The sequence below is a fragment of the Vibrio furnissii CIP 102972 genome, assembly GCF_000176175.1.
In the GTDB taxonomy this organism is placed as follows: domain Bacteria; phylum Pseudomonadota; class Gammaproteobacteria; order Enterobacterales; family Vibrionaceae; genus Vibrio; species Vibrio furnissii.
Map to the genome: position 1 here is coordinate 84,011 of NZ_ACZP01000013.1, position 12,867 is coordinate 96,877.

Annotated in this window: 14 protein-coding genes; 11 read left to right on the forward strand and 3 right to left on the reverse strand. The window is 54.9% G+C overall.

Annotation, left to right across the window (positions count from 1 at the left end):
• Positions 1-475: 475 nt before the first annotated feature.
• Genes VFA_RS04505 through fliJ form a run of 8 tightly spaced genes read left to right on the forward strand, consistent with a single transcriptional unit; the run spans position 476 to position 8,261 of the window.
• The gene (locus tag VFA_RS04505; RefSeq protein ID WP_050780248.1) at positions 476-1,300 is read left to right on the forward strand and encodes an OmpA family protein; all 825 of its coding nucleotides are present in this window, start codon (positions 476-478) and stop codon (positions 1,298-1,300) included.
• Positions 1,300-2,631, forward strand: coding sequence for a sigma-54-dependent transcriptional regulator (locus VFA_RS04510; RefSeq protein ID WP_004725113.1), 1,332 nt, complete (start codon positions 1,300-1,302; stop codon positions 2,629-2,631). The genes VFA_RS04505 and VFA_RS04510 overlap by 1 nt, the downstream gene beginning before the upstream one ends.
• Positions 2,632-2,644: 13 nt before the next feature.
• Entirely contained in the window at positions 2,645-3,001 is a 357-nt protein-coding gene (gene fliE, locus VFA_RS04515; RefSeq protein WP_014204738.1) for a flagellar hook-basal body complex protein FliE, read from the forward strand.
• A 3-nt stretch (positions 3,002-3,004) separates the two neighbouring features.
• Positions 3,005-4,744, forward strand: coding sequence for a flagellar basal-body MS-ring/collar protein FliF (gene fliF, locus VFA_RS04520; RefSeq protein WP_004725115.1), 1,740 nt, complete (start codon positions 3,005-3,007; stop codon positions 4,742-4,744).
• A complete protein-coding gene (locus VFA_RS04525; RefSeq protein ID WP_038150936.1) occupies positions 4,707-5,726 on the forward strand; it encodes a flagellar motor switch protein FliG in 1,020 nt (339 codons plus the stop codon). The genes fliF and VFA_RS04525 overlap by 38 nt, the downstream gene beginning before the upstream one ends.
• A 3-nt stretch (positions 5,727-5,729) precedes the next feature.
• Positions 5,730-6,473: a flagellar assembly protein FliH gene (fliH, locus tag VFA_RS04530; RefSeq protein ID WP_004725117.1), complete on the forward strand. Its 744-nt coding sequence runs from the start codon at positions 5,730-5,732 to the stop codon at positions 6,471-6,473.
• Positions 6,466-7,812: a flagellar protein export ATPase FliI gene (fliI, locus tag VFA_RS04535; protein ID WP_004725118.1), complete on the forward strand. Its 1,347-nt coding sequence runs from the start codon at positions 6,466-6,468 to the stop codon at positions 7,810-7,812. Before fliH ends, fliI begins: the two co-directional genes overlap by 8 nt.
• 8 nt (positions 7,813-7,820) lie before the next feature.
• Entirely contained in the window at positions 7,821-8,261 is a 441-nt protein-coding gene (fliJ, locus tag VFA_RS04540; RefSeq protein ID WP_004725119.1) for a flagellar export protein FliJ, read from the forward strand.
• A 39-nt stretch (positions 8,262-8,300) separates the two neighbouring features.
• On the opposite strand, the gene VFA_RS04545 is transcribed toward fliJ, so the two are convergent.
• Entirely contained in the window at positions 8,301-9,368 is a 1,068-nt protein-coding gene (locus tag VFA_RS04545; RefSeq protein WP_004725120.1) for a PLP-dependent cysteine synthase family protein, read from the reverse strand.
• 171 nt (positions 9,369-9,539) lie between these two features.
• On the opposite strand from VFA_RS04545, the gene VFA_RS04550 reads away from it, so the two are divergent.
• On the forward strand, positions 9,540-9,998 hold the full coding sequence (locus VFA_RS04550; RefSeq protein WP_004725121.1) for an Lrp/AsnC family transcriptional regulator: 459 nt from the start codon (positions 9,540-9,542) through the stop codon (positions 9,996-9,998).
• Between the two features lie 250 nt (positions 9,999-10,248).
• Here the strand turns inward: VFA_RS04550 and tesB are convergent, their stop codons facing one another.
• On the reverse strand, positions 10,249-11,112 hold the full coding sequence (gene tesB / locus VFA_RS04555) for an acyl-CoA thioesterase II (protein ID WP_004725123.1): 864 nt from the start codon (positions 11,110-11,112) through the stop codon (positions 10,249-10,251).
• Positions 11,113-11,250: 138 nt separating this feature from the next.
• Between tesB and VFA_RS04560 the strand changes: the two genes are divergently transcribed.
• Complete coding sequence (locus VFA_RS04560) at positions 11,251-11,697, forward strand: YbaY family lipoprotein (RefSeq protein ID WP_081454425.1); 447 nt, start codon at positions 11,251-11,253, stop codon at positions 11,695-11,697.
• 60 nt (positions 11,698-11,757) lie between these two features.
• On the opposite strand, the gene VFA_RS04565 is transcribed toward VFA_RS04560, so the two are convergent.
• On the reverse strand, positions 11,758-12,060 hold the full coding sequence (locus tag VFA_RS04565) for a DNA base-flipping protein (protein WP_004725126.1): 303 nt from the start codon (positions 12,058-12,060) through the stop codon (positions 11,758-11,760).
• A 54-nt stretch (positions 12,061-12,114) separates the two neighbouring features.
• On the opposite strand from VFA_RS04565, the gene VFA_RS04570 reads away from it, so the two are divergent.
• The gene (locus VFA_RS04570) at positions 12,115-12,852 is read left to right on the forward strand and encodes a VP0952 family biofilm-associated protein (RefSeq protein ID WP_038150940.1); all 738 of its coding nucleotides are present in this window, start codon (positions 12,115-12,117) and stop codon (positions 12,850-12,852) included.
• Positions 12,853-12,867 lie beyond the last annotated feature (15 nt).

Genomic DNA, 12,867 nt, shown 5'->3' on the forward strand with positions numbered 1-12,867 from the left:
ACTTTGTGACGTTAGTTCACATGTTGATTTGAAGTGCCAATTTAGTTCTTCAATAACAATATGAAAGCGAGTAGGTTGGTCGATAAATAAATATAGATATAAATGAATAAAAAATGATCAGCCTAATTTATAGGCTGTTTTTTCGTGTTTAAGATGGCGAATGAATCGCTGCAGAAGATGTCACGGAAGATAATTTTTTGTATTAGTTGGTTGTTTATTCATCAGGTTCATTATGCTTACTGCTTGATTTTACAAGGCTTGTAACGTAGTGAACATTGAATCAGATTGGGACATCAATATGAAAATGTATGCCAGTTATGATAATTCGATGGCATATTTAAATGACAGGAAAGTGTCAATGGAAGGTAAAAAATATTTTTATCATCACGTGTTAAAAATATGTTCTTTTACTTCTTGTGCTTTAGGTTTATTTCTATCTACGCCAGCTTTCTCTCAACAAGAGATAAACGTTCCGATGGACTTGTCATCTTGGATATATAAAGGTGATGCATTTAATTGCAATTTGGTGCATACGGAAGTTCCGCAGGGGAAGTTTTATTTCCGCTCAGTCACAAATAATAAAGTTACCTTTGAATTTCGCTTCAATAATAGCCCGGTGAGTTGGCAGCACGCAGCGTTGTCGCTGCTGACGCCGCCGTGGATTGTGCCACAGCAGGCAACCCCGGTGAGCGAAGGGCTTCGCCACCAAGGCAACCGCTTCTCTTTTTCGACCCAGATTGACACGGTATTGCACGCCATTGACCAAGGGCAGTGGCTGCAACTGTCGCTGAGCGGAAGCGCCCCTTCCGAGTCGCAGCGGGTCACGCTGCCTTCCATTCGCGTGCACAACGTCATCACCCAATTCAAAGCTTGTCAGCAACGGCTGCCGGCGATCACCTTTACCGAGGCGCGCGATACTTCTCTCTATTTTGCGTCGGGTCAGCAGTCGTTGAGCGCGGCTCAGCAACGCACACTGCGTGATTTGATCTCTTATGTTGCGCGTGACAAACGGGTGACGCATCTGCTGATTGATGGCCACACCGACAATGTCGGTTCACGTTTAGCCAACCTGAGTGTGTCGCGCAGCCGTGCCGAGCAAGTTGCTGCGGTGCTGGAAACACTCGGGGTCGCGGCTGACAAAATTCAGATTCGCGCTCACGGCTCGCGGTATCCCGTGGCCAGCAACGCGACCGAATCCGGCCGTGCCCAAAACCGCCGCGTGGTGATCCGCTTAGTCCGTGACGACGAAAGCGTGGTGGCCGCCACTCCTCCAACCAACGACTCAATGAAGGTTCAGTAATGACGAAGTCAGATATTTTGTTGGTTGAGCCAAACGAACTACTCGCTCAACCTGTCATCGATGTTTTGATCGAAGCCGGCTACCGCGTGCGCCATGCACGTACCGGCCGCAGTGCGTTATTACAAGAGGCCGCCGCCATCACGGTGGTGAGTGCCAACTTACCGGACATGGGCGTGCGTGAGTGGGTCGCGTGTCATCAGAAGCAAGCAGGCGCGGGTGTGGCAATTGCGATTGTCGATCAGGATCAGGGCATTCTGGCGGCAGAAACCATGAAAGCGGGCGCGACCGATTATCTGCTGCGTCCGTTTGAATCCAATCAGTTATTGAATCTGCTGCGCCGCGTTGAAGCACTTGGCAAACCGATGGCCAACATCGTCGCAGAATCCTGGCGCAGTAAGCAGGTGCTGCAACTGGCGCATCGCGCCGCCTGCACCAGCGCCAGCGTGCTCATCACCGGCGAGTCCGGCACGGGTAAAGAAGTGCTGGCGCGTTACGTGCACCAGCAATCTAACCGCGCAGACGGTCCGTTTGTGGCGGTCAACTGCGCCGCCATTCCGGAATCAATGCTGGAAGCGGTGCTGTTTGGTCACGTCAAAGGCGCGTTTACCGGCGCACTGGTATCGCAAAGCGGTAAGTTTGAAGAGGCCAACGGCGGCACCATTTTGCTCGATGAAATCGGCGAAATGTCACCAGCCGTGCAGGCCAAGTTGCTGCGTGTCTTGCAGGAGCGGGAAGTGGAACGGGTGGGCAGTCACAAAGCGATTCAGCTCGATATCCGCGTGATTGCCGCCACCAACAAAGACTTGCGCGAAGAGGTGCAGAAAGGCCAGTTCCGTGAAGATCTCTATTACCGTCTGGATGTGCTGCCTTTGCACTGGCCACCGCTGCGCGAGCGCAAAGAGGACATCCTGCCGATCAGCCAGTTCTTTATCACCAAATATCAGGATGGCAGCAAATGCCATCTGTCTCAGGACGCGCGCGTGGCGCTCAGCCAATACCACTGGCCGGGCAACATTCGTGAGCTGGAGAACGTGATTCAGCGTGCTCTGGTGATGCGTCACGGCGATTACATCACCGCGCAGGATCTGATGCTGCCGGTGGAGTTTCAGTCACCTTCACAGCCTGTGGCATCTGATGCGGCCTTTGGTCACGTCGAAGCGAAGAAACAGGCGGAATACCAATACATTCTGGACAAACTTCGTCAGTTCGGTGGCAACCGGACGAAAACGGCGAATGCTCTGGGCGTATCGACCCGCGCACTGCGCTACAAATTGGCGGCGATGCGTGAACAGGGCATCGACCTTCAGTCAGTACTAGGCTCAGCCGCCTAAAGGAGAGGTAAACATGGCAAATCAACCTATCGGGAATGCAATGTCCGCCGAGCAGTTAATGCTCACCAAAATGGACGCGATGCGCGTAGAGGCGACGCCGGACTTCGTCGTCAGTGCGAACCCGCTGGACGTCAAAGCGGTCAATCCGCCCCTGTCGTTTTCATCGGCCATGACGCAGGTTCTGGATGTGGTGAACCAGCATCAAGCGGTCGCCAGCAGTAAAATGACCGCGGTGGAAACCGGCAAGAGCGACGATTTGGTCGGGGCGATGATCGCCAGCCAGAAGGCCAGCCTGTCGTTTAACGCGCTGATGCAGGTGCGCAACAAAGTGGTTGCGTCGTTTGAAGACATTATGAAGATGCCGGTGTAAATCATGTCTGAACTTACTACTCAAGTGGCGGGTGCCAGTGGCATCAGCCCGAATGGCGCTTCGGTCAGAGGCATGGACGATGTCAGCCGTAAATTGAAACAGCTGTGGTCAAGCAGTCAGCGCAATCTGGTGCTCTCTGCGGTGCTGGCCGCGATTGTGGCGGCGCTGATTGTGGTCGCGCTGTGGAGTTCGTCGCAGAGCTTCCGTGCGCTGTATGGTCAGCAAGAGCAGTTTGATGTGGGCGATATTGTCTCGGTGCTGGAAGCGGAAAGCATCAGCTACCGCTTGCAAGAGCAGAATGGCCAAGTTCTGGTGCCGGAAGGGGAAGTGGCGCGCGTACGCATGCTGCTGGCTGCCAAAGGCATCAAAGCCAAGCTGCCGACCGGACTGGATTCACTGCAGGAAGACAGCTCGCTTGGCACCAGCCAGTTTATGGAAACCGCCCGTTACCGTCACGGTCTGGAAGGTGAGTTAGTGCGCACTATCATCGCACTCAATGCGGTGTCGAACGCGCGTGTGCATCTGGCCATTCCTCGTCAAACGCTGTTTGTGCGCCAGAACGGCGAAGCGCCGTCGGCATCCGTCATGCTGGAACTCAAAGCGGGTGAAGACCTTAAACCGGAGCAGGTGGAAGCGATCATCAATCTGGTGGTGGGCAGTGTGACGGGCATGAAGCCGGAATTCGTCTCGGTGATTGACCAGTATGGCCGCTTGCTGAGCGCCGACGTGGCGTCGGGTGATTCAGGCAAAGTGAACGCCAAATACCTTGATTACCAGAAGAATCTAGAGAAGCAGGTGATTCAGCGCGCGGCAGACATGCTGACGCCGATCGTCGGGCCAAGCAACTTCCGCGTGCAGGTGGCAGCCGACATGGATTTCAGCCGTGTGGAAGAGACACAGGAAATCCTCGATAACACGCCGGTGGTGCAAAACGAACACACCGTTCAGAACAACTCGATTGACCAGATTGCGCTCGGCATTCCGGGGTCGCTGAGCAACCAGCCGCCAGTGACTGGTGAGAAGCCGACTCAGGACAGCCAGAACTCGAACGCGCGCTCTGAAATCAACCGCCAGTACGCCGTGGGCAGCAGTGTGCGCCGCACGCAGTACCAGCAAGGCCAGGTGAAAAAACTCAACGTTTCTGTGCTGTTGAACTCGGCGGCTGCGCCGAATGGCACCGCGTGGAGCGACCAAGAGAAGACGGAGATCTCCGCCATGCTGATGGATGCCGTTGGCATCAGCGCCGCACGCGGTGACAGCCTGAGCCTGATGAGCTTTAACTTTACGCCGATTGAGATTGAAGCGCCGCCAAGCATTCCATGGTGGCAGGACCCGACCGTGCAGCAGCCGCTGCGTTACGTGATTGGCGGCCTGCTGGGCATGGCGATGATCTTTTTCGTGTTGCGTCCGCTGATCATGCATCTCACCGGTGCGGATCGTCGCAGCCAAGAGCTGGAATTTGCGCCGCCGCCAGAAGAGCCTTACTACGAAAATCTTCAAACTCGTGAAGAGCGTGAACGGGAAGATGCGCTCAACCGCCGCTTGGAGGAGAAAGGCATCAAAGCATCCAGCGGTCTGGACGTGAGCAGCGACATGTTGCCACCGCCGGGATCGCCGTTAGAAATTCAACTGAAACATCTGCAGCTGATTGCCAATGAAGAGCCAGAACGCGTCGCAGAAGTCTTGAAACAGTGGGTAAATGTGAATGAACACAGCACAGTCAACGCAGAACCAAGAGCTTAATCATGTCGAGCAGACCGCACTGGTCCTGCTCGGAATGGGCGAAGATGCCGCGGCGAAAGTGCTGCGTCATTTCAGCCGCGATGAAACGCAGCGCGTGACCAAAGCGATGGCGCGCCTCAGCGGCATCAAAAGCGACAACGCGAAAAACATCATTCAGCAGTTCTTTGATGATTTTCGTCAGCACAGTGGCATTCGTGGCGCGTCAAAAGAGTACTTGTCCAACACGCTGCGCAAAGCGCTGGGTAACGATCTGGCCAAAGGCCTGCTCAACACCCTGTATGGCGACGAGATTCGCAATAACATGCAGCGTCTGCAATGGGTGGACGCGGACATGCTGGCGCGCTTTATCAGCAACGAACACCCGCAGATGCAGGCGATTTTCCTCGCCTATCTGCCGCCGGACAGTTCGTCTGCGGTGTTGAAATGCCTGCCGCAGGATTATCACGATGAGCTGCTGTACCGCATCGCGCGTCTGCAGGACATCGACCATCAGGTCGCCAACGATCTCAATGAGCTGATTGAACGTTGCATTGAACAGGTCTCGGTGACGCAAAGCGCGCCGCTGTCCGGCGTGAAGCAGGTCGCGGATATCATTAACCGCTTTGAAGGCGATCGCGCCACGCTGATGGAAATGCTCAAACTGCATGATGAAGATGTGGTGAGCGAAATCGAACAGAACATGTTTGACTTTATGGTGCTCGGCCGTCAGCGCGAAGAGACCATGGACCGTCTGGTGCAACAAGTACCGATGGAGCTGTGGGGCATTGCGCTCAAAGGGGCGGAGATCACGTTGCAACAGGCGATCAAACGCTCGATGCCGCAACGTATGGTCAAGGCGCTGGAAGACGATATGCAGGTGCGTGGTGCGGTGGCCCTTAGCCGGGTTGAGCGCGCGCGTCAGGACATCATGCAGATTGTGCGTGAACTGAGCGAAGCAGGCGAAATCGAACTGCTGCTTTATCAGGAACCGACGGTGGAGTAAGCCATGTCAGCAGAAAAAATTATGCGTCTGCCTACGGGCAGTTATCGTCTGCACCGTTTCCCACCACTGGCTCAGCCAGTGAAGGCGCCGGACGATCGGTTGCCCGATGACGAGTGGCAGGACACGCAGGTGGATATTCAGCAGCAGCTCGAAGCCGGTTTTCAGCAAGGGTTGCAGCAGGGCTATGACGAAGGTTTGCGTCAGGGGCTGGAACAGGGCAAGCAACAAGGCATGATGGACGGCCAGAAAGAGGGGTTTCAGAAAGGCTTTGTCTCCGGCGAACAGTCCGGTAAGCAGCACTTTTTGGACGCTGCCAAGCCGGTCAACGAACTGTATCAAACCCTGTCGCGCTGGCAGGCGGAACGCGAGCAGCAGCAGCGTCACATCATTTGTGAGCTGGTGCAGAAAGTCGCGCAGCAGGTCATTCGCGCTGAACTGACGCTGATGCCGCAGCAGATTCTGTCGCTGGTGGGCGAAACCCTCGATGCGATGCCGGGCAAAGCGGAAAGCGTGACCGTGCATCTGAATCCGCAGGATCTGGACCGCATTCGCGACATCAATGCCGATCTGCCCAAGAGCTGGAAACTGGTGGCGAACAAAGAGCTGCCCGTGGGCGGTTGCCATCTGGTCACGGACGATGCCGAAGCCGATGCCAGCTGTGATTCACGCCTGCAAGCGTGCATGGACAATGTGAAACAGCATTTGCTGGAGGAAGTCACCGCAGGGCAAGAGGTGGCGGATGAGTAATCCGCACAGCGGCGGAATGCTGACGGACCGCCTCAACGATGCCATCGCGTCGCTCGATTCCGTGCCAGTGGCGCGGGTGACCGGGCGACTGGTGAAGGTGAACGGCCTGATGCTGCAAGCGGTGGGCTGCCGCTTCAAACTCGAACAACGCTGTCTGGTCGAAACCGCTGAAGGCGACATGATCGAAGCACAAGTGGTCGGTTTCGACCACAATGTCGCCTATTTAATGCCCATTCGCCGCTTGGGGGGCTTGTTTGCGGGGGCAAAAGTGGTGCCGCTGGAAGGCGACAGCACGGTGCAGCTCAGCAGCCAATGGCTCGGCCGGGTGGTGAACGGGTTAGGCGAAGCACTGGATGACGGCGCGCCGCTGCGCGGTGGCGACCGCGTGTCGCTCGAACCCAAGCCGATTAATCCGCTCAAACGTCGCCCGGTGGACACGCCGCTCGATGTCGGCGTCCGCACGATTAATGGCCTGCTGACGGTCGGCAAAGGTCAGCGCATCGGCCTGATGGCCGGCAGTGGCGTGGGCAAAAGTGTGCTGATGGGGATGATCACCCAGAACACGGAAGCAGACGTGATTGTGGTCGGGCTGATTGGGGAACGCGGCCGCGAGGTGCGTGAATTCATCGAGCGCAACCTGACTGAACACACACGCCGCAAAGCGATCATCATTGCCGCACCAGCGGATGAGTCGCCGTTGATGCGTCTGCGCGCGACGCTGCTTTGCCACCGCGTGGCGGAGTATTTTCGCGATCAGGGCAAAGATGTCCTGCTGCTGATGGATTCGCTGACCCGCTATGCGATGGCGCAGCGTGAAATTGCCTTGTCGCTTGGCGAACCGCCTGCATCGCGCGGGTATCCACCGTCGGTATTCAGCGTGTTGCCGCAACTGCTTGAGCGGGCGGGCAACAGCGACAACCCGGATGGCAGCCTGAGCGCCATTTATACCGTGCTGGCCGAAGGCGACGATCAGCAAGATCCGGTGGTCGACTCGGCGCGCGCGATCCTCGATGGTCATGTGGTGTTGTCGCGTCAGTTGGCCGAGCAAGGGCACTACCCGGCGATTGATGTCAACGCGTCGATCAGCCGCTGTATGTCGGCGGTGACACCGGAGGCGCACGTCACGGTTGCCAATCAGTTTCGTCAGCTTTACGCCAACTATTTGCAGGTCAAAGAGCTGCTGCCGCTCGGCGGTTACCAGCCGGGGCAGGATGCGGAGCTGGATCGCGCCGTCGCCATGTATCCTCATCTCAAAGCATTTCTGCAACAGTCGGCCAAAGAGCGTGTCGATTACAACGCAAGCCTGACCCAACTGGCTCAGCTGTTTCAAATGCCGTGAGATAAGTCATGAAAGAGAAGATTCGCGCCGTCGGCAAACTGCAACAGGTCGAAGAGAAAACCCGCGACCGCATCGGGCAGCAGCTCGATTCGATGCGCCAGCGTCATCAATATCTGCAAGCGCAGCTCAATCAATTGGCGAGTCTTAAATCCAGCGCTGGCGATTCAACGCTGCATGCGCCAACGCTCAACAGTGCGCTGTTGATGAACCTCAATCGGGTCGACCACATGCTGCAAAAACTGCTGCGTCACCATGAGCAGGAACAAGCGGTGATGGCGGCGCAGTGTCATTCGGTGCAACAGGTGCTGGAGAGTAAACATGCGCGGGTCAAAGGGTTAGAACAGGTGCTGGAGCGCTGGCGCAAAAAGCAGGCTTTTGAGCGTGCGCGCAAAGAGCAAAAGCAGATCGAAGATATCCTCAACGCGCGCCATCGTAAGCGCGCATTGTGATTCGAATGGGGCGACGCCAGGAGCTGCCGTCAGTTGAACTTAAGCCAGTTCGCCAGTGGCCTGAAACGTTTCCAGCTTGGCCAGATACGGTGACAGATCGGCGATATTCTCCGCCAGCCAGGCTGGGTTGTAGTAGGTATCGAGATAACGCTCACCGCTGTCGCACAGCAGCGTCACAATCGAGCCGGTTTCTCCGCGGCGTTTCATCTCACTCGCCAGTTGCAGCGCGCCATACAGGTTGGTGCCGGTGGAGGCGCCCGCTTTACGGCCGAGAATTTTTTCCAGCCATTGAATGGTCGCGATGCTTGCTGCATCCGGCACCACACGCATCTCATCCACCACATTCGGAATAAAGCTTGGCTCAACGCGAGGGCGGCCAATGCCTTCAATTTTGCTGCCGCACTTGAGCGTCAGGTTCGGATTGCGGGTTTGGTAAAAATCGTAAAACACCGAATTCTCCGGATCGACCACGCACAGTTTGGTGTTGTGCTGCTGATAGCGAATAAAGCGGCCAATGGTTGCTGAGGTGCCGCCTGTACCCGGGCTCATCACGATCCAGCTTGGAATCGGGTGATCTTCCATCTTCATCTGATGAAAAATGCTGTCGGCGATGTTGCTGTTGCCACGCCAGTCGGTGGCGCGCTCGGCGTAGGTGAATTGGTCCATGTAATGACCATTCAGCTCTTTGGCCAGACGGCGCGACTCGTCATAAATCTGATCCGAGCGGTCGACCAAATGAGCCTTGCCGCCGTAAAACTCAATCTGCTCAATCTTCTTACGTGCGGTGCATTTGGGCATCACGGCAATAAATGGCAGACCCAGCAGGCGCGCAAAGTATGCTTCAGACACCGCGGTGCTGCCGGAGGATGATTCGATGATCGGTGTGTCCGGACCAACCCAGCCGTTACAAATGGCGTAGAGAAACAGTGAACGCGCCAAACGGTGTTTGAGTGAGCCGGTCGGGTGAGTGCTTTCATCTTTCAGATAGATGTCGATGCCAGCCACGCACGGCAGGTCGAGTTTGATCAGGTGCGTGTCGGCAGAGCGTTGAAAGTCGGCTTCGATTTTGCGAATCGCGCTGTTAATCCATTGATGGTCGGTGCACATAGGTCTCTCCATGAGCGTGAATCCCAAACCCAGCGCAAGGTCGCGCAACGTTTGGGAACATTGAAATCGGTATGGGAATAATTTAGCTGTAAGGGGAGAGAAAAACTTTGCTAATTTGCCTATGGTTTTGTAGGTTTGGAGAATAATTTTCTCCCGAATGGCGTTAAACGTATGCAACTCGACAAAATTGATCGTCAGATCTTGGCAATTTTGCAAAAAGACAGCACGGTGTCGCTCAACGATTTGGCGGAAGCGGTTCATCTCACCACCACGCCTTGCTGGAAGCGACTGAAAAAGCTGGAAGAATCCGGCATTCTCAGCAAACGGGTCGCGCTGCTTGATCCGGAAAAACTCGACTTGTCGTTTATCGCCTTTGTGATGGTCAAAACCAGCGACCATTCGCACGAGTGGTATCGCCGTTTTGTGGCGACGGTGGATGACTACCCGGAAGTGATGGAGTTCTACCGCATGGCGGGGGAGTACGATTACATGATGAAAGTGCTGGTCAAAGACATGAAGCACTTTGACCAGTTTTACAAAAAGCTGGTGAACAGCGTCGGCGGGCTGAATAATGTCACATCGACTTTTGCGATGGAATCGCTTAAATACACCACCGAGCTACCGCTTTAACGCGCAACCACCGAACGCCGCGGTGAGCGGATGTTCGGTGATTGACGGCATCGTGAGCTTAGCCAAATAACCAAGCGAGCAGCAAAACCACGGCCAGCAAGACCGCGAATGCTTTGAGTAGCGGTTTGATGTCTGTGCTACCGCCATTGGGTGGTTGATTACAGCATCCCATCATGTCCCCTCCAAAGTGAATGTCGGTAGCACTTTAAAGCCTGACCTTGGGTGAAGGTAAAGCCTCAGTGCGAAAAACTCAGCTGTTTTTAAATCGCATCACGCCTTCTTGCACGGCGGTAGCGACCAGATGGCCTTCCCGGTTGTAGATTTCCCCACGCACTAAGCCGCGCGTGTTGCTTGCCGTCGGGCTTTCAATCGCATACAGCAACCATTCATCCATTTTGAACGGACGGTGGAACCAAATCGAGTGGTCAATGGTGGCCACTTGGAACTTCGGTGTCATCAGCGTCACTTCATGCGGGTGCAGCGCCGTGACCAAAAATCCCCAGTCTGAGGCGTAACCCAGCAGGTATTGGTGAATGAGTTGGTTGTTAGGCAGTTCGCCGTTGGCACGAATCCACAGGTACTGTTTGGGTTCCGCTTTTTGCGGATTCAGCGGATTGATGACGGTCACCGGGCGCATCTCAATCGGCTTTTCACCGCAGAACACTTTCTTCACTTTTTCTGGCAGCAGGTGCGCAATTTGCGCCGCCAATTCGGATTCTGAGGCAAAGTTCTCTGGCCCCGGAACATCCGGCATGGTTTTCTGGTGCTCAAAGCCCGGCGCTTCACCGTGGTAAGAGGCGGTGAGGTAGAAAATTGGGCGGCCGTTTTGAATCGCTTTCACGCGACGTGTGCTAAAACTGCGGCCATCGCGCAGGTTCTCAACATCGTAAATGATCGGTTTTTCAGGATCGCCAGGATGGAGGAAGTAACTGTGAAAAGAGTGCACGGTGCGATCGGGTGCAACCGTGTAACGCGCCGCCGACAACGCCTGACCGATCACCTGACCACCGTATACTTGTGGTAAGCCAAGGTTTTCGCTTGCGCCGCGGTAGAGACCCTCTTCCAGTTTTTCTAGCTGTAGTAAGTCCAACAGCTCGTTTAATGGTTTGCTCATGGCTCCTCACCTGTTTGGTTATGTGCGTTGTTATTTTGTGAGTTCGGTCAAATATTTGTCAAGACCTAGCGTGTGTCATGACAGTTTATGAAACGGATCTTATAATGCCTGCGATTTCCTTGATTCAAGTGAGGCACTATGAAAAAGGCATTAATTTTGGCGTCATCGGTTTTACTGGGTTCGGTTCTGGTGGGTTGCCAGAACGCGGAGGAGACTAGCCCAATGACGCAAACCACACCCGCTACTATGCAAACCGTCAGCGGCACCATGGCATACCGTGAGCGCATCGCGCTGCCCGACAACGCGGTGGTGACCGTGACTTTGCAAGACGTTTCTCTGATGGATGCGCCAGCGAAAGTGATCGCGACTCAAACCTTTGAGACGAAAGGCAAGCAAGTACCGTTTGCGTTTGAACTGGCATACGACAGCGCGCAAATCGACGCGCGTCATACCTACAGTGTCAGCGCTCGTATTGAGCTAAACGGCAAACTGCGCTTTATCACCGACACCCATTACGGTGTGATTACTGATGAGCATAACACTAACCAAGTGAATTTGAAGCTAGTCGGCGTTCGCGCTAACTGAGTGGTTTCATGACCGCTTTGTGCTGATCACGTTCACGGCGTGATGAAGCCAATGGCAGCCTTAGGGCTGCCATTTGTATTTCTTGAGGGAAATTCTTCCCTCAGCACTGACTGCAATGCCTTCCGCGACCAGACGTTCTCGCTGTCGGTCCCAATCGGGGCCGATGAGTGAAATCTCGCCTTTGCTATTAATCACCCGAAACCACGGCAGTTTGCTATCTTTGGGTAAGTTGCCCAAGGCTTTTCCCACATGGCGCGCGTAACCCGGATAACCGGCCATTCGCGCAATTTCGCCGTAGGTTGAAACTTTTCCGTGCGGAATTTGGTGAATAACAGCAAAGATCTGTGCTAAAAATTGGTCCATAATGAGAGTGTCCCTAGTTCAATAGTTACCACGGAAAGGTATAAGGAGCTGGAGTTGGTATTGTCCACGTTTCAATTTCTAATCACAACGGTATTGGTCATGGTCTGTGCCCGAGCGCTTGGCTTAAGCGAGGGTGACATTCCATTCATCACCTTCGTTATTCCCGCACTCTGGATTCTGCCACGTGGCGGCGTGAGTGGCTTCGTTCTGCTGGCTGGGATGGCTGCTTTTGGCATTACCCTTCCGCACCAACCCGTTGCGCTTTCTGTGAGCATGTGGGTTCTCTTCCCCATGATGATGGTAGCGTTTTCACGAGGCAGCAATAAAGGCATTATGGCGGTCAGCGCTTTGATTGTGCTGACCTTGCAAGTGGGCATCATGGTGACGCAATCGGCAGGAAAACTGGGCGGCGCCCCTTGGATGACCATCGTCCAGATCGTGTCGGTGATGGCTGTGTGGTGGGCGGCTGCGAGCTGGAAACCGAGCCATCGCCATAGCTGGTGGGCGCTGGGGCTAGTCATTCCGTTGTGGGTCGCTGGGCTCACATTCGCATCGGTGATTGCGTTGTGTCTGACTGGCTTGGTCGCCATATTGGAGAGCCTATCGCAGGTCAAATCGTTTCACTGGAGCAAGCTGTTGTGCTGGACATTGCCTGCGGTGAGTTTCATGGCGGTGGTGCTGTCGCCCGACATTGACGTGCCGAACTCAGTGTTTGTGGTTTGGCTCTGTTTGTTGTCGACCGCTTGGATGACGGACTACATTTTAAAAAGCACAGAAGAACAGCCGTTGTAAACGTATGCATCAAAA